The organism is Streptomyces sp. NPDC002138, from assembly GCF_040296485.1.
Classification (GTDB): Bacteria; Actinomycetota; Actinomycetes; order Streptomycetales; family Streptomycetaceae; genus Streptomyces.
This window is the reverse complement of the sequence record NZ_JBEOXE010000100.1, coordinates 1-21297: the sequence shown is the minus strand read 5'-3', so window position 1 is coordinate 21297 and position 21297 is coordinate 1. Positions and strand designations below refer to the sequence as shown.

General features: G+C 72.9%; 18 protein-coding genes. 7 read left to right on the top strand and 11 right to left on the bottom strand.

The features are described 5' to 3' along the window. The 7 genes from ABT084_RS35555 to ABT084_RS35525 form a co-directional block, all read right to left on the bottom strand. Positions 1-2797 (bottom strand): ATP-binding protein (locus ABT084_RS35555; RefSeq protein WP_351053284.1); only part of this gene is annotated, 2797 nt, incomplete at its 3' end. Between the two features lie 101 nt (positions 2798-2898). Then, positions 2899-3303 (bottom strand): ACT domain-containing protein, encoded by a 405-nt coding sequence (locus ABT084_RS35550; protein ID WP_351053283.1) that lies wholly within the window; start codon positions 3301-3303, stop codon positions 2899-2901. A gap of 117 nt (positions 3304-3420) precedes the next feature. Next, positions 3421-3648: a DUF397 domain-containing protein gene (locus tag ABT084_RS35545; RefSeq protein WP_502969276.1), complete on the bottom strand. Its 228-nt coding sequence runs from the start codon at positions 3646-3648 to the stop codon at positions 3421-3423. Between the two features lie 177 nt (positions 3649-3825). Beyond that, positions 3826-5001 carry a thiolase family protein gene (locus tag ABT084_RS35540; RefSeq protein ID WP_351053278.1) on the bottom strand — a complete coding sequence of 392 codons (1176 nt, stop codon included), beginning with the start codon at positions 4999-5001 and terminating at the stop codon, positions 3826-3828. Further along, positions 4998-6077: a thiolase family protein gene (locus ABT084_RS35535; RefSeq protein ID WP_351053275.1), complete on the bottom strand. Its 1080-nt coding sequence runs from the start codon at positions 6075-6077 to the stop codon at positions 4998-5000. Before ABT084_RS35535 ends, ABT084_RS35540 begins: the two co-directional genes overlap by 4 nt. Then, positions 6077-7036, bottom strand: a complete 960-nt coding sequence (locus ABT084_RS35530; protein WP_351053273.1) for a Zn-ribbon domain-containing OB-fold protein — start codon at positions 7034-7036, stop codon at positions 6077-6079. Before ABT084_RS35530 ends, ABT084_RS35535 begins: the two co-directional genes overlap by 1 nt. Before the next feature lie 176 nt (positions 7037-7212). Next, on the bottom strand, positions 7213-8013 hold the full coding sequence (locus tag ABT084_RS35525; RefSeq protein ID WP_351053270.1) for a crotonase/enoyl-CoA hydratase family protein: 801 nt from the start codon (positions 8011-8013) through the stop codon (positions 7213-7215). Positions 8014-8198: 185 nt separating this feature from the next. Between ABT084_RS35525 and ABT084_RS35520 the strand changes: the two genes are divergently transcribed. Beyond that, a complete protein-coding gene (locus tag ABT084_RS35520; RefSeq protein ID WP_351053268.1) occupies positions 8199-9830 on the top strand; it encodes an acyl-CoA synthetase in 1632 nt (543 codons plus the stop codon). An 86-nt stretch (positions 9831-9916) separates the two neighbouring features. On the opposite strand, the gene ABT084_RS35515 is transcribed toward ABT084_RS35520, so the two are convergent. Then, complete coding sequence (locus ABT084_RS35515) at positions 9917-10132, bottom strand: hypothetical protein (RefSeq protein ID WP_351053266.1); 216 nt, start codon at positions 10130-10132, stop codon at positions 9917-9919. A 230-nt stretch (positions 10133-10362) separates the two neighbouring features. Here ABT084_RS35515 and paaK point away from each other — a divergent pair, with 230 nt between their 5' ends. The 6 genes from paaK to ABT084_RS35485 all read left to right on the top strand — a co-directional run bounded on the left by paaK (position 10363) and on the right by ABT084_RS35485 (position 18771). Further along, the gene (gene paaK, locus ABT084_RS35510; protein WP_351053263.1) at positions 10363-11694 is read left to right on the top strand and encodes a phenylacetate--CoA ligase PaaK; all 1332 of its coding nucleotides are present in this window, start codon (positions 10363-10365) and stop codon (positions 11692-11694) included. 149 nt (positions 11695-11843) lie between these two features. Next, positions 11844-12587, top strand: coding sequence for a YhjD/YihY/BrkB family envelope integrity protein (locus ABT084_RS35505; protein WP_351053287.1), 744 nt, complete (start codon positions 11844-11846; stop codon positions 12585-12587). A gap of 44 nt (positions 12588-12631) precedes the next feature. Further along, positions 12632-13210, top strand: a complete 579-nt coding sequence (locus ABT084_RS35500; RefSeq protein ID WP_351053260.1) for a TetR/AcrR family transcriptional regulator — start codon at positions 12632-12634, stop codon at positions 13208-13210. A 170-nt stretch (positions 13211-13380) separates the two neighbouring features. Next, positions 13381-15696 carry an acyltransferase domain-containing protein gene (locus ABT084_RS35495; RefSeq protein ID WP_351053259.1) on the top strand — a complete coding sequence of 772 codons (2316 nt, stop codon included), beginning with the start codon at positions 13381-13383 and terminating at the stop codon, positions 15694-15696. A gap of 211 nt (positions 15697-15907) precedes the next feature. Beyond that, entirely contained in the window at positions 15908-18340 is a 2433-nt protein-coding gene (locus tag ABT084_RS35490) for a SpoIIE family protein phosphatase (RefSeq protein ID WP_351053257.1), read from the top strand. Between the two features lie 200 nt (positions 18341-18540). Continuing rightward, positions 18541-18771 carry a response regulator transcription factor gene (locus tag ABT084_RS35485; protein ID WP_351053254.1) on the top strand — a complete coding sequence of 77 codons (231 nt, stop codon included), beginning with the start codon at positions 18541-18543 and terminating at the stop codon, positions 18769-18771. 58 nt (positions 18772-18829) lie between these two features. Here the strand turns inward: ABT084_RS35485 and ABT084_RS35480 are convergent, their stop codons facing one another. The 3 genes from ABT084_RS35480 to ABT084_RS35470 form a co-directional block, all read right to left on the bottom strand. Then, positions 18830-19927 carry a serine/threonine-protein kinase gene (locus ABT084_RS35480; protein WP_351053251.1) on the bottom strand — a complete coding sequence of 366 codons (1098 nt, stop codon included), beginning with the start codon at positions 19925-19927 and terminating at the stop codon, positions 18830-18832. A gap of 188 nt (positions 19928-20115) precedes the next feature. Next, on the bottom strand, positions 20116-20688 hold the full coding sequence (locus ABT084_RS35475; RefSeq protein WP_351053249.1) for a hypothetical protein: 573 nt from the start codon (positions 20686-20688) through the stop codon (positions 20116-20118). A gap of 117 nt (positions 20689-20805) precedes the next feature. Beyond that, positions 20806-21297, bottom strand: a 492-nt coding sequence (locus tag ABT084_RS35470; protein WP_351053246.1) for a hypothetical protein, incomplete at its 5' end; no start/stop codon positions are given.

The following is a 21297-nucleotide window of genomic DNA, read 5'->3' as shown; positions in this document are numbered from 1 at the left end:
CGCCGGACTGACCGCGCCGAAGACCTGGGACGAACTGGTCTCCTCCAGCAAGGCGTTGAAGGCCAAGGGCATCACCCCGATCGCACTCGGCGGCGGCCACCGCGTCGGCCCCGCAGGACGCCGCCACCGCCGCCGCCCGCTCCAGCATCGCCGGGTCCCGCCGGGCCGTCCCCAGGTCCAGCAGCGCCCGGCCCAGCTCGTACCCGGCCGGGGAGCCGCCCAGCAGGGCCACCGACTCCTCCAGCAGGGCCGCCCGGGCGGCCTCCGGCGCGACCTGCGCGGCCACCCGCAGCGCGTGCCCGATGCCCGAAGGCGCCCCGAAGGCCCGGGCCCGCCGCACCGCGTCAGCGGCCAGCGCGCGGGCCCGTCCGGGCTCCTCGTCCGCCACGGCCACGGCCAGGTGCAGCTGCCACGGGCACCACGCGGGGTTCTGGATGCCCCGCGGGGTCAGCCGCCGGTCGACCGCCTCCAACTCGGCCACGGCCGCCTTCGTGTTGCCCCGGGCCAGCAGCAGCTCCGCGTACACGGTCTGGGAGTCCGGGAAGACCACGGCCGCCGGGAACGGCTCGCCGAACCCGTGCGCGCACGCCAGGTCCCACGCCTCCTCGGACCGGCCCCGGGCCAGCAGGGTTTCGATCAGGATGGCGATCGCGTACCAGTGCACGGGGGTCCGGCGGCCCACGCGCTCGGCCAGCCGCAGTCCGGCCCTGACCAGCTCCTCGGCGTCCCCCAGGCGCCCGCAGCGGTAGCGGATGTACGCGCGCAGGCTGTACGCGAAGGACAGGTGCGCCCCGCGCCACCCCTGGCGCTCGAATTCGGCGGTGCCCGCCTCGAAGAGTTCCTCGGCCCGCTCGGGCCGGTCGGCGTACATGTGGGCCATCGCGGCCAGCACCGGGACCTCGAAACCGCGGTCCTCGTGCGCCCAGCTGAAACCGCCGGCCAGGGCGCGCTCGGCGTGATGCAGGACCACGTCCACCGGTTCGCCGCGCAGGCAGGCGTCCCAGGCGCGCAGCCCGATCACGTACCGCTCGGTGAGGTCCCGGCCGGTGAGCCGGTCGGCGAGCCGCGTCAGGCGGCGGGAGCGGTCCGGGGAGTCGGGTTCGGCGGCGTTGAAGGCGCCCCACATGAACTGCTCGGACTGGAGCCGCAGCCGCCCGCGGACGTCGGGGGTGCGGGGGATCTCCCGGGCCAGCGCCTCGCCGGCCTCGGCGAGCCGGTCGCTGTGCGCGAGCACCTGGGCCAGGCGGATGACGATGCCCTGGCGCAGCGTGGGGTCGTCGAAGGGTTCGGCGAGGGCCGCGCGCAGGTGGTTCACGGTGTTCGCGGGTTCGGTGAGCAGGGAGGCGCAGCCGAGTTCGTACAGGACGGCGGCCCGCTCGTCGAAGCCCGGGGGTTCGCGCAGGGCGCGGGCGAGCTGGCGCCGGGCGGCCTCGGGCGCTCCGGCGCGCAGGTTCTCGCGGGCGGCCTCGCGCAGCGTGCGCACCACCCAGGGGTCGTTCTCGGGGTGGGCCTCCAGGAGGTGGCGGGCGGCGGCGGACGGGCCGAGTCCGGCGTCGACGACGGCCACCGCGGCCTGGCCGTGCAGGGCGGCGCGCAGGCCTTCGGGGATGGCCCGGTAGAGGGCGGTGGCGATCAGCGGGTGGACGAATTCGAGGCCGCCGTCGTCTTCGGGGCCGCCTTCCGTGCCGCGTTCGGAGGCGCCGCGTTCGGAGCCGCCGCGTTCGGAGCCGCCGCGTTCGGAGCCGCCGCTCTGTTCGGCCGGGGCGGAGAGGATACGGGCGCCGCGCAGCCGTGCGGTGGCGTCCGCGGCGTCTTCGGTGCCCAGTCCGGCCACCCGGGCGGCGAGGTCGCGCGGGACGGCGGTGCCGAGGACGGCGCAGGCCCAGGCGAAGCGGACGGTGGAGGGGCCGAGGCGTTCGAGGCGGGCCACGAGGCCGCTGCCGCGCTGTGCGGCGGCGAGGTCCCGCAGCAGGGGGGCGCTGGATTCGACGGGTGCGAGGCCGCGGTCGTGGACCTTGGCGCTCAGTTCGACGGCTTCGAAGGGGTTGCCCGCGGTGACGGCCCAGGCTTCCCGGCAGAAGGCGTCGTCGGCGTGGTCGCCGACCTCGTCGCGCAGGAGCCTGCCGACGGCGGTCGCGGTGAGCGGGGCGAGGCTGAGCGGCCGTCTGCCCGCGCGGCCGGGCAGGGTACGGAAGGCCTCTGCGTGGGCGGGCAGTTCGTCGGGCCGGTAGGCGACGACGAGGAGCAGCGGGAGCTGCTCGGCGCGGGGTGCGAAGGCGGCGAGCCAGCCGAGGGACTCGGGGTCGGCCCAGTGGGCGTCGTCGAGGACGAGGACCAGGGGGGCGCGCTGGACGGCGAGGTGCGTGAGCACCCAGTCGAGGCCGTCGCGCAGGCCCTGCGGGTCGGGGGGCGCGCCCTCCTCGGGGGCACGGAGGCCGAGGGCGGGGCCGACGATGGCGTACCAGCTGCCGAGGGCGGCGCGCAGTTCGTCCTCGGAGCGGCCGGCCAGCCGGGGCCGGAGGAGCTGGCGGGCGACGTGGAAGGGCTGGCTCTGTTCCTGTTCGCCGCCCCGGGCGGCCAGCAGGGTGCAGGAGCGGGCGCGGGCCCGGCGGCGCACCTCGGCGAGCAGGGTGGTCTTGCCGAGTCCGGCGGGGCCGGAGAGGGCGAGGAGCGCGCCGCCGGTGCCGGCGGCTCCGGGAGCGGGCCCGGTGAGCTGGTCCAGCGCCTCGTCCACGGTGGCCAGTTCGGCCTCACGTTCGAACAATACGCGCCGCTTGCGGGTCCGGCGTTCCGTCATGACTGGTACCCCCCAGACCTGTTCGGGGGATCAGCGTACGACCGCGTGAGCTCGGACGGAGCCCACGGTCCGGGAAAGATCGGAATCTTTTCCCTACGGCGTTATTCAGCCGATTCGGCCGCGAGTGCCTCCAGCACCGCGACCGCCTCGGCAGCCCGTTCGACGGCCACGAAGAGGTGGTCGTGGTGGTATCCGGCGATCACGTTGCAGCTGAGGCCGTGCGCGGCGAGGGCGGTGGCGAAGGCCCCGGTCAGCCCGACGGCGTCGAGGGCGGAGTGGATGCGCAGAGTGATCCACCCGGCGACGTACTCGTACGCCAGTCCGGCCGCGTCGGCGTCCTCCTGACGCAGCACCAGGGTCAGGCCCTCGGACTCCAGGACGGTGGCCACGGGGGTGGTTCCGGCCGGGGCCGAGGGTCCGGGCACGGTGCAGAAGACGTACCGCCCCTCGTTCAGCTCGGGGCGCATGCCGCTCAGCAGTTTCCTCAGGTCGCTCTCGCCGCTCATGGCGACAGCCTACCGATCGTCCCGCTATGACCGGTTCGCCGCCTTGGCCGAGAGTGAGCGGGACGCGGGGCGCCCACCGGGGCGGCGGCTCCGCGCCCCGGTGGTGCGTCAGCCGGGTCAGGTCAGGTCGAACTCGCCGCCGCGCGCGTTCAGGACGAACTTGCGCCACTCGTCCGGCGCGAAGATCAGCGAGGGGCTCTCGGGCCGCTCGCTGTTGCGCATCGCGATGAAGCCCTCGACGAAGGCGATCTGGACGTCACCGGCTCCCCGGCTGCTCGACCGCCAGTCCGCTCCGCTGAGATCAAGGTCCGGCTTGTCCCAGCCGGCGAAGGGCTTCGAAGTCATGCTCTCGGCCACGTGCGTGCTCCTCCCGGTACGTCGTCCGGGGGCAAGGTTAACCACCACCGGCCGTGCCGGACAGGCCGCGGTCCGTCACCACGAGGCCTGTCCGGCTCCGCTGTCCGGAAACCGATTTCCGCGCCAGGGAGGCCGGTTGGCCCCCGGCGAGGGTCCGGCGGGACCTCAGGTGGCGGGCTGCTCCGCGCCCACCAGCCACATCGCGAAGAACTGCGCGCCGCCGCCGTAGGCGTGTCCCATCGCCCGCCTGGCCCCCTCCACCTGGTGTTCTCCGGCCTGCCCCCGCACCTGGAGGGCGGCCTCCGCGAAGCGGATCATGCCGGAGGCCCCGATGGGGTTGGTGGACAGGACGCCGCCCGAGGGGTTCACGGGGAGGTCGCCGTCGAGTTCGGTGACTCCCGCCTCGGTCAGCTTCCAGCCTTCGCCCTCGTCCGCGAAGCCGAGGTTCTCCAGCCACATCGGCTCGTACCAGGAGAAGGGGACGTACATCTCCACCGCGTCGATCTCCCGGCGCGGATCGGTGATGCCCGCCTGCCGGTAGACGTCGGCGGCGCAGTCCTTGCCCGCCTGCGGCGAGACGAAGTCCTTGCCCGCGAAGAGGGTCGGCTCGCTGCGCATCGCCCCGCCGTGCACCCAGGCGGGCGGTTTCGGCGAACGGGCCGCGCCCTCCCGGTCGGTGAGGATCATCGCGCAGGCGCCGTCCGAGGAGGGGCAGGTCTCGGAGTAGCGGATCGGGTCCCACAGCATCGGTGACGCCTGGACCTTCTCCAGGGTGATGTCGTGCTCGTGCAGGTGCGCGTAGGGGTTCTTGAGCGCGTTGCGCCGGTCCTTGTACGCGACGAGCGAGCCGACGGTGTCGGGCGCCCCGGTCCGCCGCATGTACGCCCGCACGTGCGGGGCGAAGAAGCCGCCCGCCCCCGCCAGCAGCGGCTGCTGGAACGGCACGGGCAGGGACAGCCCCCACATGGCGTTGGACTCGGACTGCTTCTCGAACGCCAGGGTCAGTACGGTCCGGTGGACCCGGGCCGCCACCAGGTTCGCGGCGACCAGTGCGGTCGAGCCTCCCACCGACCCGGCGGTGTGCACGCGCAGCATCGGCTTGCCGACGGCGCCCAGGGCGTCCGCCAGGTACAGCTCCGGCATCATCACGCCCTCGAAGAAGTCGGGGGCCTTGCCGATGACGACGGCGTCGATGTCCGCCCAGGTCAGAGAGGCGTCCTCCAGGGCGCGGACGGCCGCCTCGCGGACCAGCCCGGCGATGGAGACGTCGTGGCGGGCGGCCACGTGCTTGGTCTGCCCGATGCCGACGACGGCCACGGGCTCCTTCGCGGTCTTGCTCATGCCCGGTCCCCTTCCAGGACGGCGACCAGATTCTGCTGGAGGCAGGGGCCGGAGGTGGCGTGCGCGACGGCCCGGTCGGACTCGCCGCGGTGGATCCGGGCGGCGGCCTCGCCGATCCGGATGAGGCCCGCCGCCATCACGGGGTTTGCCGCGAGCGCCCCGCCCGACGGGTTGACGCGCACGGAGCCGTCGAGCCCGAGGGCCTTGCGCAGCACCACTTCCTGGGAGGAGAACGGCGCGTGCAGCTCCGCCGTGTCGACGGGCGCGTCGAAGACTCCCGCGTGCTCGGCGGCGAGCCGGGTGGAGGGCGATTCGGTGAGGTCGCGCAGGCCCAGGCTGTGGGCCTCGATGCGGTGGTCGATGCCGGTGATCCAGGCGGGGCGCTCGCACAGGGCGCGCGCGGTGTCCCCGGCCGCGAGGATCACGGCGGCCACGCCGTCGCCGATGGGCGGGCAGTCACCCGTGCGCAGCGGCCGGACCTGGTAACCGCCCTGCGGGACGGCGCCGCTGAGCTGGGCGTGCGGGTTGTCGGCGGCGGCGGCCCGGCTGCGGGCGCCGATGGCGGCCAGCGCGCTCTCGTCGGTCTCGCCCGCGTCGATCAGCGCCTGTGCCTGGAGGGCGGCCAGGGCCACGGAGTCGGGCCAGAGGGGGGCGACGTAGTACGGGTCGAGCTGGCGGGTCAGTACGTCGCGGACGGAGCCCGGGGAGGACTTCCCGTACGAGTAGACGAGCGCGGTGTCGGCCTCGCCGGTCTGGATCTTGACCCAGGCCTCGTAGAGGGCCCAGGCGCCGTCCATCTCGACGTGGGACTCGGAGATCGGCGGCCAGGCGCCGACCCCGTCGAGGGCCATGGTGAACGAGAAGGCCCGGCCGGCCAGGTAGTCGCTGGACCCGGAGCAGGTGAAGCCGATCTCCCCGGCCTTCAGCCCGGTCCGGGCGAGGACCTGGTGCAGGACCGGCATGACCATCTCGACTTCGCTCAGCTCGTCGGTGCGGCGCAGGTGGTCGCTCTGCGCGAAGGCGACGACCGCGACGTCGCGGGACGTGCGTGCGCGGGACGTGCGTGCGTGGGCCATCAGATCAGCTCCTTGTACACGTCGTAGTCGGCGTCGGGTTCGCCCGTGGGCCGGTAGTGGTCGGGGTAGCGGCCGCCCTCGGTCCAGACGGGCTCGACGCGCAGACCCATCCGGACCTGGTCGTAGGGGATGCCGCCGATCCGGCCGTGGAGGGCGAGGCCGGCGCCGTCGAGCGCGATGTGCGCGTAGACGTACGGGACGTCGATGTCGAGGTTGCGGGCCTTGATGTTGACGATGCAGTAGGTGGTGACGGTGCCGGCCGGCCCGACCTCCACCCGGTCGGTGGTGGCGACGCCGCAGGTGGGGCACGCGCCGCGGGGCGGGACGTACACCTTGTGGCAGGAGGGGCAGCGTTCGCCGACGGTGCGGCGCTCGGCGAGGCCGTTGATGTACGCGGTCTGGGCGCGGCCGGGGCTGTAGACGTAGTCGAGGCGGGCTTCGGCGACGATGCCGGTGACGGCGTCCGCGAAGACGCCGTCGTGCGGCGCGGCGGCGGCCGCGGCGTCTCCCTCGTACGGTTCGAAGCAGGCGATGTCGGTGATCGCACCGGTCCGCTCCGCGGCCCACCGGATCCGGACCCGCATCCCGCTGCGGACGGCCTCCGGGCCGGACGCGTCGAGCGCGTGCAGCAGGGCGGTGTCGGCGCCGTCGAGGCGTACGAGCACCCAGGCGAAGGGGGTGGCGAGGGGCTGCTGGGGGCGGGGGTCGGCGTTCCAGGCCCAGGTGGTGACGGTCCCGGTGGCGCCGACCTCGACGAGATCGCGGATCTCCTCGGCGGTGACGGGGTCGTACTCGGCGGGCGGCACCATCACCTTGCCGTCGGTGGTCTTCACGCCGAGCACGACGCGCTCGCGCAGCCCGGTCAGAAAGGCGCTCTGCACGGGCCCGAGGGACCGGGTGAAGGGGAACTCGACGACGAGCGGCGCGCGCAGCACTTCCGGTGTGGGGGCGGCTGTCATGGGGTGCTCTCCGATTCTCCGGGGGTGTGGCCCGGCGTCCCGGGCGGGTCATGGGGGGGGACGGGCGGGACGGGCGGGACGAGGCCAGGCGCGGCGGGACACGGCGCGGCGGGACACGGGCCGGTGCGAGGATCCCTTCGGGGCGCCTCGCACGCGGACCGGTCCGGTCCGGGACCTCAGGCCCGCCGGTAGACCGGCGGTCGTTTCTCGGCGAAGGCGCGGGCGCCTTCCTTCGCGTCGGCCGTGTCGAAGACCGGCCAGCCCCGGGTGAGTTCGGCGGCGAGGCCCTCCGTCTCGGTCAGCTCCGCGCTCTCGTACACCGACGCCTTGACGGCCTCGACCGCGAGCGGGCCGCAGCCGTTGACCAGTTCGGCGATCTCCAGCGCGCGCTCCAGTGCCGTGCCGTCCGGCACGACCTGGCCGATGAGGCCGATCCTGGCCGCCTCCTCGGCCCCGTACGGCCGCCCGGTCAGCAGCATCTCCAGCGCGTGCGTGCGCGGGATCTGCCGCGGCAGCCGGACCGTCGAGCCGCCGATCGGGAAGAGCCCGCGCTTGACCTCGAACAGGCCGAACGTCGCCCCCGCCCCCGCCACGCGGATGTCCGTGCCCTGGAGGATCTCGGTGCCGCCCGCGACGCAGTAGCCCTCGACGGCGGCGATGACCGGCTTGCGGGGGCGGTGGTGGCGCAGCATCGCCTTCCAGTGCAGGTCGGGGTCGGCCTTCAGCCGGTCCCGGTACTGGTCGCCCGCCATCCCCTTGCCCGCGAGGGCCTTGAGGTCCATGCCCGCGCAGAAGTCGCCGCCCGCGCCGGTCAGGACCACCGACCGGATCGTGTCGTCCGCGTCCGCTTCGAGCCAGCCGTCGTACAGGCCCACCAGCAGCGGCAGCGAGAGCGCGTTCTTCGCCTCGGACCTGTTCATGGTGAGCACCAGCGTGGCGCCGTGCCGTTCCACGGTCAGGTGTTCTGTCCCACCCATTGCCGTCCTCCCTCTCAAGACCTAGAACAGGTTGCAGGAGGGGCGGGTGCAGTTCAATAGTTTTCTGACACCCAGTCAGATTTCTTGGGTGGCGCCCTTCCCACTTGGCAGGCACGGCGCTCTAATGGCCGCCGTGCCGCCCAGCGCGGCTCTGTCATGCGGATTTTCCGGGGTCAGGAGGAACGGTGGAGTACAACCTTGCCGACCTGTTCGAGTCGGTCGTCGACGTGGTTCCCGACCGCGAGGCCCTTGTGTACGTGGATCACCCGGGCACCGGCGCCGAGCGCCGCCTCACGTACGGAGAGCTGGACGCGGCGGCGAACCGGATCGCGCACCACCTGCTGGACAGCGGCCTGAAGGCCGGCGAGCACCTCGGCCTTCACCTCTACAACGGCGTGGAGTACTTGCAGACGGTCCTGGCGGCCCTCAAGGCGCGGCTGGTGCCGGTCAACGTCAACTACCGGTACGTCGAGGAGGAGCTGGTCTACCTCTACCGCGACGCGGACCTCGCGGCGCTGGTCTTCGACGCCGAATTCACCGAACGGGTCGCGGGCGCCCTGCCGCAGACCGAGAAGCTGCGCCACCTCGTCCGGGTGGGGCCGGTTCCCGCCGACGCCCCGCACCTGGACGCCGTACCGTTCGCCGAGGCCGAGGCGGCGGGCTCCGCGGAGCGCGGCTTCGGCCCGAGGTCGCCCGACGACCTCTTCATCATCTACACCGGCGGTACCACCGGCATGCCGAAGGGTGTGATGTGGCGCCAGGAGGACCTCTTCTTCGCCGGGCTGTTCGGGGGCGAGCCCTCGGGGCAGCCGGTGCGACGGCCCGGGGAACTCGCCGAGCGCGTCGCGAAGAACAGCCCCGGTCTCACCTTCTTCCCCGCTCCCCCGCTGATGCACGGCACGTCGACGCTGACCTCGTTCGTCGCGTTCAACTACGGCCAGCGGGTGGCCATCCACCGCAAGTACACGCCCGAGGACGTGATCCGCACCATCGAGAGGGAGAAGGTCTCCAGCGTCTCCCTGGTCGGTGACGCGATGCTCCGGCCGCTCATCGACGCGCTGCGCGGTCCGCTGCAAGGCGCGGACCTGTCCTCCCTGTTCAGCGTCTCCTCGTCCGGGGCGATCATGTCGGAGACGGTCCGGGCCGAATTCCAGGCGCTGGCTCCGCACGTGATGCTGCTGAACAACTTCGGTTCGTCCGAGTCCGGTTCGAACGGCCGCGCGACCAACGACTCGGGCCCCGAGAAGGGTTTCCGGCTCGAGGTCAACGACCGTACGCAGGTGGTGGACCCGGTGACGCACGAGCCGGTGGCGGTGGGCGAGCCGGGCCGGCTCGCCCAGCGCGGACACGTCCCGCTCGGCTACTACAACGACCCGGCCAAGACGGCGGAGACCTTCTTCCAGAAGGGCGCGGAACGCTGGGTGCTGCTCGGCGACATGGCGACGGTCGACGACCACGGCATCGTCACGATCCTCGGGCGCGGCTCGCAGTGCATCAACACCGGTGGCGAGAAGGTCTATCCGGAAGAGGTCGAGCAGGCGCTCAAGTCACATCCGGACGTGTACGACGCCCTGGTGGCCGGCGTGGCCGACGCCAAGTGGGGCAATCACGTCGCGGCGGTGGTCCAGGTCCGCGCGGGCGCGGCCGAGCCGACGCTGGAGGAGATCCAGATCCACTGCCGGACGAAGCTCGCGGGGTACAAGATCCCGCGCCAGCTGGTCATCACGCCGAGCATCCAGCGCTCCCCGAGCGGCAAGGCGGACTACCGCTGGGCGAAGACGGTGGCTTCGGAGGCGGAGGCCCGGCCCACGATCTGAGGGCTGAGGGCTGAGGGCTGAGGGCTGAGGGCTGCGGCCTGAGGACTGCGGCCTGAGGACTGCGGGCCGCGGAGGGAGCACGGGCCTCAGAGGCCGACCCGCAGCTCCGCGGCCAGGGCACGGCACCAGTGCGCGAGTTCCTGGCGGTCGATGCCCTGGCCGAGCACCTCGGCCTGCTCGTCCGTCAGCCGCAGCTCTCCGGGGTCCTCCAGCAAGCGGGACGCCTCGGCGAGCAGACCGACCAGGCGCCGCGCGCCGGAGGCACCGAGCCGCACCGATACCGCGGGGTCGATGACGGCCATCGCCGGGCCTCCCTTCAGCCCGTCAGGGGGTACCTCTTCCGACGGTACGCCGGGGGGCCCGGCGCCGCACGGGAGGCACCCGGGCCGCGCTCCGCCCGCCGAGTGGGGCCGGCACGTCCATGCGGTCGAGGCCGAGGTGAAGCGATCACTCGTTCGAGTCATTGATTTCCGTCATGAGCTCCGGCAGGCTACCGAATGATCGGTCGGTTGGCTCACAACGGAGTGACGAGATGGCTGCTTCCACCAGTTCCGCATTCGAGGACCCCAGCGAAGGGCTGACGCCCGACGCCCTGGCGGAGCTCCAGCTGAGCCGATTGCGCGCCACCCTGCACCGCGCGTACGACCGCGTCCCCTTCTACCGGCAGGCCTTCGACAAGGCGGGAGTGCATCCCGACGACTGCCGCTCGCTCGCCGATCTCGCCCGGTTCCCCTTCACCACCAAGGCCGATCTGCGGGACAACTACCCCTTCGGGATGTTCGCCGTCCCCCGGTCGCAGGTCCGCCGCCTGCACGCCTCCAGCGGAACGACCGGCACGCCGACCGTCGTCGGGTACACCGACCGGGACCTCGACACCTGGGCCGATGTGGTGGCCCGCTCGATCCACGCGGCGGGCGGCCGCCCGGGCCACATCGTGCACATCGCGTACGGCTACGGCCTCTTCACCGGCGGTCTCGGCGCGCACTACGGCGCCGAGCGCCTGGGCTGTACGGTCGTGCCCGCGTCCGGCGGCATGACCGACCGCCAGGTCCGGCTGATCCAGGACTTCCGCCCCGAGGTCATCATGGTGACCCCCTCGTACATGCTGACCCTGCTGGACGAGATGGAGCGCCAGGGCATCGACCCCCGGTCCACCTCCCTGCGCACCGGCATATTCGGCGCGGAGCCCTGGACCGAGGAGATGCGCCGGGAGATCGAGGAGCGGCTCGGCATCGACGCCGTCGACATCTACGGGCTGTCGGAGGTGATCGGCCCCGGCGTCGCCATGGAATTCGCCGAGACCAAGGACGGGCTGCACATCTGGGAGGACCACTTCCTGCCGGAGGTGGTCGACCCCTTCACCGGCGAGGTGCTGCCGGACGGGGAGCCCGGGGAGCTGGTGTTCACCTCCCTCACCAAGGAGGCCATGCCCGTGATCCGGTACCGGACCCGGGATCTGACCCGCCTGCTGCCCGGCACCGCGCGGCCCGCCTTCCGCCGGATGGAGAAGGTGACGGGCCGCAGCGACGACATGATCATCCTGCGCGGGGTCAACCTCTACCCCACGCAGATCGAGGAGATCGTCCTGCGGACGGCGTCGGCCGCGCTCGCCCCGCACTTCCAGCTGCGCCTCACCCGCGAGGGCCGGATGGACACCATGACGGTCCGCGTGGAGGCCCGCCCGGGAGTCGGCCCCGCCGACCGCGAGGCGGCGGCCGCCGCCGTGGCCCGGGCGGCCAAGGAGGGCATCGGAGTCTCCGTCCGCGTCGAGGTGGTCGACCCGCAGACCCTGGAACGCTCGGTCGGAAAGCTCCAGCGCATCGTGGACCTCCGCGACCGCCGCGACACGTCTTCGGGCGGCTGAAACCACCCCTTCGGGCGCATTTACCGGCCGCTTCCGGGAAGCGGGGGCCGCCCGCGGGTAGGGCATGGTGCGTGACCCCGTTCCTCCGGCACCTCTACGACCGGCTCCAGGCGTCCTCCGCCGGGCTGGCCTGGAGCCGTGGGCGGGAGATGGAGCTGATGCACCGGGCCATGGGGTTCGCGGCCCTCGGGTTCCTCACCCTGGTGCCCCTGCTGATCGTCGTCGCGGCCGCCGCGCCCGGCAGTGGTGAAGGCTTCGGCCGCTGGCTGGGGCAGGCTCTCGGGGTCACGCTGTCCTCCCGGGCCCGGGTCGAGGTGCTCTTCGGCTCGGCGAACCAGGCGCTGGAGCGCACCACCGCCTTCGGTCTGGCGGCCCTGGCGGTCTTCGGCCTGACCTTCGGCTCGGCCGTCCAGACCGGTTACGAGAAGGTCTGGGACCTGCCGACCGCCCGCTGGCACACGATGTGGCGGCACGTCATCTGGCTGGCCCTGCTGGTCTTCTACATCGCCCTGCTCGTCATCATCCCCTCCCCCTCCGACGACGCGATCGGGACGGTCGTGGGCGCGACGGGCGACCTGTTCGGCACCTGTCTGTTCTTCTGGGGCTCGCAACGGCTGCTGCTCGGCGGCCGCGTCCGCTGGCGGGCCCTGCTGCCCGGCTCGGTCGCCACCAGCGTCGGCCTGCTGGGGCTGCGGATCTTCTCGCAGCTGGTCTTCTCCCCCCTGATCGCTTCGAACGCCGTCACCTACGGCCCCTTCGGCACCCTGCTGGTCGTCCAGTCCTGGCTCGTCGGCGTCGGCTTCGTCGTCTACGGCGGCGCGCTCGTCGGGCGCCTGGTCCATGAGCGGCGGACCCTCAGCCGCCTGCGCGCGGCCGGTCTCCTCCCGCCCTGACGCCCGGTCCGAAGGGGGCGCCCAGGCCGTCTATAGTCAGTCAGGTGACTTACTCAAAGGCTGCCGGGCAGGCCCCGGGCAAGCGGGAACGGCTCGCCACCGCGGCCGCGCAGGTGCTCCACGAGCAGGGCGTCGAGCGCACCACGCTGGCCGACATCGCCCGCGCGGCGGACGTACCCGTCGGCAATCTCTACTACTACTTCAAGACGAAGAACCAGCTGGTCGAGGCCGCGATCGACGCGCACGCGCGGAACCTGGAGTCGATGACCGCCGAACTCGACGCGCTGCCCACGCCCCGGGAGCGCCTCAAGGCGCTCCTGGCCGGCTGGGTCGGGCAGCGCGAGCTGACGGTCCGCTTCGGCTGCCCGACCGGCACCCTCGCCGCGGAGCTGGACAAGCGGACCGACGGCCTCGACGAGTCCGTCGCCCGGCTCATGCGGGCCCTCATCGACTGGGCGGAGGGCCAGTTCCGGGAGATGGGGCGCGCGGACGCCCGCGAGCTGGCGGTCGCCCTCATCGCCGCCTACCAGGGCATTTCCCTGCTCACCAATACCCTCCGCGACCCGGACCTGATGACCGCCGAGGGCGCGCGGCTGGCCCGCTGGATCGACTCCCTGGCCTGAAGCCCCGCCGTCGAGGCGGCGCCTGACCCGCGTGTGCGGTCCGCCGCGGGTCAGGCCCGGCAGCTCCTGTCAAGTGACGAACAGCCGGGACTACGTCCTCATCCCTCGCGCGGGCACGGTGGAAACCCACCGTCCCGACTGTCCGGGGCACGATGACAGGAGCACCCCTGATGAACGACATGGCCATCATCGGGCTCGGCTGCCACTTCCCCTGCGCCCCCGACATCCGCGCGTGCTGGAAGCTCCTGCCGAGCGGGGAACGCCGGTTCGCCGCCGTGCCGCGGGAGCGCCGGAACCACGACATCTTCCACGCACCGGGCAACCGGCCGGCGCCCCACACGGCGTACACCGACCAGGTCGCCCAGCTGCGCCAGGGCGCCTGCCGGATCGCGATCGTCGGCGGGGTGTACCTCAGCCTCACGCCCGACAGCATGGTCGGCTTCTCCCAGCTCCGCGCGCTGTCCGCCACGGGAGGGTGCCGCCCGCTCGACGAGAGGGCCGACGGCTTCGTCCTCGGCGAGGGCGCCGACGTCGTCGTCATACGGCCGCTGAGCGACGCGCTCGCGGCGGGCGACCACGTCTACGCGGTGATCAAGGGCATCGGCGCGGCCGACGACGGAGCGTCCCCATGGCCCCTGGTCCCCACCGCCGACGGCCGGCTGCGCGCCATGCGCCGGGCCTACGAGGACGCGGGGGTCGCCCCTTCGTCCGTGGGCTTCCTCGAGGCCCACGGCACGGGCACCGCCGCCGGTGACCGGGCCGAGGTGGAGGCGCTGGGCCGGATGCGCACCGAGTGCCCCGACGACGACCCGCGGCTCTGCCACCTCGCCTCGGGCAATGCCCTGGTCGTCCCCCACCGCACGATCGTTCCGCAGCAGGACACCACCCCTCACCCCGAGCGGGGCATGGCCGCCGTGGCGCGGCCCTTTCGGGGTACGGACACGGATGCCGGCACGGATACGGACACCCCGCGTCGCGCCGCCGTCAGCTCGTCCGCAAGCGGCGGCACCCACGTCCACGGGGTGCCGGAAGAGCGCCGATCCACCCCCCGACAGCTCGCGGAAGGCACCGGTGACAGCGCCCACAGCGCCTCCACCGGGCCCTTTCTCGTCCTCCTCTCGGCCGGCAGCCCCGAGCTGCTGGACGAGCACATCGGCGACGTACTCGACGCACTCGACACGGCGGACCGTCCGCCGTTGGCAGCCGTGGCCCACACCCTGGGCGCGCGCGACCCCCTGAAGGCCCGGCTCGCGATCGTGGCCACCGACACGGAGGCGTTCGTACAGCGGCTGCGCGACGCCCGCGAGCAGCTCCTCGCGGGCGCCCGGGGAGACCTCGGCGACGGCGCCTTCGCCGCCGACGCTCCCCTGCCGGCCGCGCGGCGCCGCGTCGCCTTCCTCTTCCCCGGTCAGGGCAGTCAGCAGCCGGGCATGATGCGAGACCTCCACGAGCGGTTCCCCGCCTTCCGGTCGGCGGTCGCCGTCCTCGGCTCCGTGGCCCGGCGCGACCTCGGCTTCGACCTCGCCGATCTGCTGTACGGCGAGCCCCCGGCATCCCCCCGTGACGCCGAGGAGGCCAGGCAGCGCCTCAACGCCACCCATGTGTGCCAGCCACTGCTCGGTACGGTCCAGATCGCCGCCACCCGAGTCCTCACCGACTGCGGAGTCACGCCCGACCTCGCCCTCGGCCACAGCGCCGGGGAGTTCGCCGCGGCCGCGGCGGCCGGGGCGCTCACCCACGTGGACACCGTCCGGCTGCTGGTCCACCGGGGCGCGGCCCTGCGCCGGGCCGAGAGCTGCTTCCAGGGCGGGATGCTCGCCGTGCAGAGCGACAAGGAGACCTGCCGACGGCTCATCGACGGCATCGACGGCGTCTGGCTCGCCTGCTTCAACCAGCCGCGCCAGGTCGTGGTCAGCGGCACGGCGGAAGGGCTCGCCGCCCTGCGGCAGGCCTGCGCCGGGGCCGGGATCGTCACGGCCGCGCTCGACGTGTCCCACGCCTTCCACTCGCCACGGCTGGCCTCCGCCGAGGAGAGCATGCGCTCGGCCCTCGCCGCCCGGCAGATCAGCGGCCCCGTACTGCCGTTCGTCTCGTGCGTGAACGGGAAGGTCTGCAGCGACCCCGACCGGCTGCGCGAGCTGTGGACCCGGCACGCGTCCACACCCGTCCACTTCAGCGACGCGGTCCACACCGCCTACGACCAGGGGGCCCGCGTCTTCCTCCAGGTCTCCGGCGGCAGCTCGCTCCTCACCTCGGTCCGCCGCAACCTCGCCGGGCACGGCGACGTGTACGTCATCCCCGCCGACGGGGAGGCGCCGGACGGCGGCCGTACCTTCACCCTGGCCCTCGCCCGGCTCGCGGTCCTGGGCGCGCCGGTCGACCCGTGCGCCCTGGTTCCCCGGGAGAGCCGCCGTCTACTGGACCTGCCGGTGGCCCGGCTCGACACCCGGTCCTCCGGGACGTCGCGCACGGCGCGCTGCTGGTGAGCGGCGAGCACTTCGGCATCGGCCGCCCGGACGTCGGGCTGTGGTCGGGGACGCCGTCCAAGGCCCTCGCGAGCTGCGGTGCCCGCGTCGCCGGAAACCGCGCGGTTGGTGCTCCTTGCCCAGCCGGATCATGCTTGTCAGTGGAGCCCCTGGCCGTGCGGGGTGCCGTGGTACCCCGGCGCAGGAACTAGCGAGGGCGAGATGAGCGGCGATGGAGCAACTTCCCGGCTCTCCCGGCGAGCGGCCACCCGCGCCGCACGAGCTGACGTACGTGGCGACGGCCACGGCCGCCATCAGCGAGCAGGGCATCGTGACCGGGTGGAGCGAGGACGCCGCGCGGCTGCTCGGCTACGGGGCCGCCGAGGTCGTGGGCCGGTCCGCCGCGGGTCTGCTCGCCGAGGACGCCGGTGACGCGGCGGGCCGGATCCCGCCCGGGGAGGGGCGGTGGAGCGGCACCGTGGCGCTGCGGCACCGGGACGGCCGGCGGCTGGAGGTGGGACTGCTCGCGCACCGCGGGACGGCCGACGGAACCACCGGCTGGTTCGTGGTGTCCGCGGTGGCGGGCGAACCCCGCGCCCCCCGGGGCGAACCGCTGAGGGACTGGGCTTTCACCCAGTCCCCCTGCTTCCTGGCCGTCTTCGACGAGGGCCTGCGGCTGGTGCGGGCGAACGCCGGAATGGAGCGCACGCTCTCCCTCAGCGAGGCGGAGATGCGCGGGCTGCGGCTGCCGGAGATCACTCCGGGCGCCGTGAGCGACGCGACCGAGCGCCGGATGCGCCTGGCGATGGAAACCGGTGAGACGCAGTACGTCGAGGCCTTCATCCTCCCCCCGGGCGCGGCGGCGGAACACGGCTGGGCGACGTCGCTGGCCCCGCTGCGGGATGCCGACGGCCGGGTGCGCGCGGTGGCTCTGGCCGCGCACCGCGCGGCCGGCGGCGAGGACGAGCGGCAGCAGCCGACCCTGCCGGTCGACGACGCCGCCGCCCTCGCCCGCATCGGCACCACGGTGAACATTCCCCGGACCGCGCAGGAGCTGGCCGAGGTCGCGGTCTCCCGGCTCGCCGACTTCGTGGCCGTCGACCTCCTCGACCCTCTCCCGCGTGGGGACGAACCGCCGTCCGACCCGGTGGCCGGGCCCGTCACCGTGCGCCGTACCGCTGTGCGGTCGGTCCTGCGGGAGGGCGCGGAATCCCGGGTCGTGATCGGGGAGAGGACCGTCTATCCGCCGCTGTCGGCCCCCGCCGAGTGTCTGGCCACCGGGCGCGGCGCGGTGTACGGGACGAACGACCCGGCCATCGTCGGCTGGGTGGCCCAGGACCCCGGAGCGGCCTGGATCGGCGAGTCCGGGACCCACTCGGTGATGGTGGTGCCGCTGCGCGCGCGGGGTGTCATCCTCGGGCTGGCCGTCTTCGGCCGTCACCAGCGGCAGGAGCCCTTCCAGCCCAAGGACCTGTGGCTGGCCGAGGAGCTGACGAACAAGGCGGCCATCAGCATCCGCAACGCGCCCCGGCACCCCCGGGCGCACACCTCCACCATGATGTTGCAGCGCAGCATGCTCCCGCGCTCACTGCCCGAGCACTCGGCGCTCGAGACGGCCTCCCGCTATCTGCCCGCCGGTGGCGAGGCCGGCCTGGGCGGCGACTGGTTCGACGTGATCCCGCTGTCCGGCGCCCGGGTGGCGCTGGTCGTGGGCGATGTCGTCGGCCACGGCATCCGCGCCTCCGCCACGATGGGCCGGCTGCGCACCGCGGTGCGCACCCTGGCCGATGTCGACCTGCCGCCCGACGAGCTGCTCACCCACCTCGACGACCTCGTCATCCATCTGTCCGCCGACGAGGCCGGCCCGGACGGCGGGGACACCGCGGGGGGCATCGGCACCACCTGCCTGTACGTGGTCTACGACCCGATCACCCGGCACTGCACGGCCGCCCGGGCGGGCCACCCGCCACCCGTCGTGGTCTCGCCGGAGGGCTCCGCGTTCCTGCTCGACGTCCCGGCCGGACCGCCGCTGGGCCTGGGGGGCCTGCCCTTCGAGACCGTCGAGGTCGAGCTTCCGGAGTGGAGCATCCTCGCCCTGTACACCGACGGCCTGCTCCAGGCCCGCGACCACGACGTCGACGAGGCCCTGGACAGCATGTTCACGGCCCTCGTCCGTCCCGCGTCCACACTGGAGGCGGTCTGCGACCGCGTCCTGACGAGTCTGCTGACCCACCCTCCCGAGGACGACGTCGCCCTGCTGATCGCCCGGACCCGGGCCCTCCACGCCGACAAGGTCGTCGTCTGGGACGTACCGCCCGACCCCTCGAACGTCGCCCAGGCCCGTCGGGACGCCACCGACCAGCTGACGGCGTGGGGGCTCGACGAGGCCGCCTTCGTCACGGAGCTGGTGGTCAGCGAACTGGTCACCAATGCCATCCGGTACGGCGAGCCGCCCATCCAGCTGCGGCTGATCCACGAGGACACCTCCCTGATCTGCGAAGTCTCGGACGCGAGCGGCACCGCTCCGCACATGCGGCGGGCCCGGATCTTCGACGAGGGAGGCCGGGGCCTGCTGCTGGTCGCCCAGCTCGCCCAGCGCTGGGGCACTCGCCACACCGCCGTGGGCAAGACCATCTGGGCCGAGCAGTCCCTCGTCGGCCTCTGAGCACGGCTTCGCCGCGATGGTTCCCGTGACACGCGTGCGGATGTTCCCTGTGACACGCCTGTGACAGTCGACGGACAGCGTGATGACGTCCGACCCACAGTCTCTTTAACAGGGACATACACCGCATTCCGGGATAGGTCCCCTGCTTCCAAGGGTGCGAGCAGCAGTGATGACCGAGCCGATGTGTCGGAGGAAGTTCCATGACTCTCACGCTGACGATGCCGCCCGCCGAAGCCCCCGCCACCGCCCTCGCCCCGCGCGAGGAGGAGGCCCTGCGACACATCGCCGCCGGGTGCACCTACGTGCAGACGGCCCGCTCCATGGGACTCTCCAAGCACACCGTTGACGCCTACCTCCGCCGCATCCGCGCCAAGCTGGGCATCAACACCACGGCGGAAATGGTCCGGCTCGCCGTCTCCCTCGGCCTGTGACCGGCGGCCCGTCCCCGTACGACGTACGGATCGCCCGGAGCGCCCGCAGCAGCGCTGCCTAGAGCCCGCCGGACGGATCGACGAAGACCGGCCAGGCCCACCCCGGAGGTTCGGGTGGCGGCACACGGTTCGCCGCATCCCCGGAATCCCCGGAACCCGCAGGCCCTACCGAATTCTCCGAATTCCGCACATCCCCCGCACTGACCGCACTCCCCGAATTCCCCGCCGACCGGCCATCCTCCATGGATGACCGGTCGATCCGCTGTCCGGCACCAATTCCGGCAGCGGTGCGCAGGGCCGCCACGAATTCCAGGCAGGAGCCGTAACGGTCCTCCGGTATTTTCGCCAGGGCCCGCTCCAGAACAGCTCCCGCCGCCAATGCGATATCCGGCCGCCTCTCCGCCAGGGGAGGCGGCTGGTCGTATTGGTGCGCCCACAGCAGTGCCGGGGCGTCGTCGCGTACGAAGGGCGGCGAGCCGACGAGGGTTTCGTAGACGACACAGCCCAGGCTGTACTGATCGCACCTGCCGTCGACCGGTCTGCCCGCGATCTGCTCCGGGGCCATGTAGTCGAGCGTGCCGACGAACTCGCCCGCGGTGGTGAACCCGCTGAGGGACAGCGACTTCTTCGTGAGCCCGAAGTCCGTGAGGTAGGCGTGCTCGGGGTGGTCGCTGTCGGTGCCCGCGGCGATCAGGATGTTGGCGGGCTTGACGTCCCGGTGCACCAGTTCGTGCTCGTGGGCCGCGTCCAGCGCGGAGGCCACCTGGGCGGCGATGCGGACGGCGGCCGTGACGGGGAGCGGGCCGTCCCGGTCCAGCAGGCCCCTCAGGTCCAGCCCCACCACGTACCGCATGGCGATGTACAGCACGCCTTCGGTCTCGCCGGCCTCGAATACCGGCACGATGTGCGGGTGGTCGATCCTCGCGGCCACGCGCGATTCGTGGGCGAAACGGCGGCGGAAGACCTCGTCGCGCACGCGCTCCGGGGCGATCAGCTTGAGCGCGACCATCCGGTCCAGGCGCAGGTCCTTCGCACAGTAGACGACCGCCATGCCACCTCGGCCGATCATGCGTTCGATCCGGTAGCCCGCTATCTGCTTCCCGATCAGGCCGGAAGGGCGGCCCGTGTAAAGGCTTCGATTCGATGCCGTGCCCATCAGGCGCCTCCCGCACCCGGCCGACCCGACGACCGCTCAGCACCGCTGCGGTGGCGACATCGCTGAAGGGCGTTCGACGCGACAGCGCCGACTCGGATGCGGAGTCGGCGCGACGGGCCATGCTTCCGTACAGGAAAGTCTATCCAGTGATCCCGATACGGGGCGAGCGCTGCTCGCCCCACATCCGGTCAGCCCTCGCCTCCATCGCCGCCCTTGCCGCCCTGACCACTGGTCTCGCAGCCGGTGCCGACGCAGATGCCGCCGTTGCCGCCCTTGCCCCCGTTGCCGCCGTCGCCGCCGGCCGGTGCGGCCCCTCCGTTGCCGCCGTTGCCTCCGTTGACGCTGCCGCTGCACTGGCCGACGCAGACTCCGCCGTTGCCGCCCTGCGTGCCGTTCCCGCCGGTCCCGCCCTGGGTGCCGTTTCCGCCGTTGGCGCTGCCGTTGCACAGTCCGACACAGACGCCGCCGCCGCTGCCGTTCGAGCCGTTCACCGTGCCGTTGCAGTTGCCCGCGCACACCTTGTCGCCGACGCGGACGCTGCCGTTGCCCACCTGGATCCCGTTGCCGAGGCGGCCGAGGCCGGACCGGCTGTCGCCGCCGCCGTTCCCGGGGACGTACCGGTGGCCGGTCGCCGAGACCGTGTGGCTCGTCAGGGCCGGGGCCGCGGTCGCGGCGGTGGCGGCGGGAACCATCGCACCGACACCGATCACGGTCGTCGAGATGACGAGACCAAGGCTGAACTTCCAAGAACGTGCACGCATGAGATGCTCCCTAGCCTAGAAATGATCTTCCGTGAATCGGTGGATCGGTGTCGGTGGATCGGTGTCGGCGGATCGGTGTCGGTGAACCGGTTCCGGGGGCCTGACCGGCTTCCCGCCTTACGAAGCGGCGGGGAAGGCGCCTGCCATCAGGGCGATCCAGTCACCCTCGAGGTAGTTCTTCTTCCAGGTGTCGATCTGCTCGGTCGTGATCTTGTACTTCTTGGCGATCTTGTCCTTCGTGGCGTCGGAGTCGTCGGCCATCACGGTCATCACGATGCGCACGCGGTCCACGACCGTCAGTTCTTCCTTGGGCTTGTCGGGGAGATCGCCGAAGGTGAAGCAGTCGGCCGTGCCGGGCTTGCCGGGCTGTCCGGGCTGGCCGGGCTGGCCGCCGGATCCGCCTTCGCCGCCCTTGCCGCCTTCGCCGCCTTCGCCGCCGGAGGCGCAGTGGGCGGGCTGGCCGGTGATGGCCTGGGAGGTGATGCCCGTGGGGGTGTGGGACTGCGCGGCTTGCGCGGCGCATGCCGTGCCGGTGACGAGGGCCAGGGAGGCTGCCGCCAGGATGACCGGGCGCTGCCAGGAGCTGGTGAACATGAGGGGTTCTCCGTT

Coding starts and splice junctions, on each gene's coding strand:
- ABT084_RS35550 (WP_351053283.1), bottom strand. CDS start 3,303: ATGAGCGGCGAGAGCGACCTGAGGAAACTGCTGAGCGGCATGCGCCCC.
- ABT084_RS35545 (WP_502969276.1), bottom strand. CDS start 3,648: ATGACTTCGAAGCCCTTCGCCGGCTGGGACAAGCCGGACCTTGATCTC.
- ABT084_RS35540 (WP_351053278.1), bottom strand. CDS start 5,001: ATGAGCAAGACCGCGAAGGAGCCCGTGGCCGTCGTCGGCATCGGGCAG.
- ABT084_RS35535 (WP_351053275.1), bottom strand. CDS start 6,077: ATGGCCCACGCACGCACGTCCCGCGCACGCACGTCCCGCGACGTCGCG.
- ABT084_RS35530 (WP_351053273.1), bottom strand. CDS start 7,036: ATGACAGCCGCCCCCACACCGGAAGTGCTGCGCGCGCCGCTCGTCGTC.
- ABT084_RS35525 (WP_351053270.1), bottom strand. CDS start 8,013: ATGGGTGGGACAGAACACCTGACCGTGGAACGGCACGGCGCCACGCTG.
- ABT084_RS35515 (WP_351053266.1), bottom strand. CDS start 10,132: ATGGCCGTCATCGACCCCGCGGTATCGGTGCGGCTCGGTGCCTCCGGC.
- paaK (WP_351053263.1), top strand. CDS start 10,363: ATGGCTGCTTCCACCAGTTCCGCATTCGAGGACCCCAGCGAAGGGCTG.
- ABT084_RS35505 (WP_351053287.1), top strand. CDS start 11,844: ATGGAGCTGATGCACCGGGCCATGGGGTTCGCGGCCCTCGGGTTCCTC.
- ABT084_RS35495 (WP_351053259.1), top strand. CDS start 13,381: ATGAACGACATGGCCATCATCGGGCTCGGCTGCCACTTCCCCTGCGCC.
- ABT084_RS35490 (WP_351053257.1), top strand. CDS start 15,908: ATGGAGCAACTTCCCGGCTCTCCCGGCGAGCGGCCACCCGCGCCGCAC.
- ABT084_RS35485 (WP_351053254.1), top strand. CDS start 18,541: ATGACTCTCACGCTGACGATGCCGCCCGCCGAAGCCCCCGCCACCGCC.
- ABT084_RS35480 (WP_351053251.1), bottom strand. CDS start 19,927: ATGGGCACGGCATCGAATCGAAGCCTTTACACGGGCCGCCCTTCCGGC.
- ABT084_RS35475 (WP_351053249.1), bottom strand. CDS start 20,688: ATGCGTGCACGTTCTTGGAAGTTCAGCCTTGGTCTCGTCATCTCGACG.